Here is a 399-nt window from a genome sequence, read left to right as displayed (position 1 = left end):
GGAGACTGCCAGGGATAACCTGGAGGAAGGCGGGGATGACGTCAAATCATCATGCCCCTTATGATTTGGGCTACACACGTGCTACAATGGCGTAAACAAAGGGAAGCGAACCTGCGAGGGTGGGCAAATCCCAAAAATAACGTCCCAGTTCGGACTGTAGTCTGCAACCCGACTACACGAAGCTGGAATCGCTAGTAATCGCGGATCAGAATGCCGCGGTGAATACGTTCCCGGGTCTTGTACACACCGCCCGTCACACCATGGGAGTCAGTAACGCCCGAAGTCAGTGACCTAACCGCAAGGAAGGAGCTGCCGAAGGCGGGACCGATGACTGGGGTGAAGTCGTAACAAGGTAGCCGTATCGGAAGGTGCGGCTGGATCACCTCCTTTCTAAGGAAA

1 rRNA gene is annotated in these 399 nt (G+C 54.9%); it reads left to right on the top strand.

The features are described 5' to 3' along the window. Positions 1-390 (top strand): 16S ribosomal RNA (locus tag NE671_RS15720); the annotation flags it as partial. Positions 391-399: the final 9 nt, after the last annotated feature.

Origin of the sequence: Blautia sp. DFI.9.10, assembly GCF_024461705.1 — a bacterium.
Classification (GTDB): domain Bacteria; phylum Bacillota; class Clostridia; order Lachnospirales; family Lachnospiraceae; genus Blautia_A; species Blautia_A fusiformis.
Note: the sequence above shows the minus strand (reverse complement) of the source record. Positions and strands in the feature narration are given on the sequence as shown.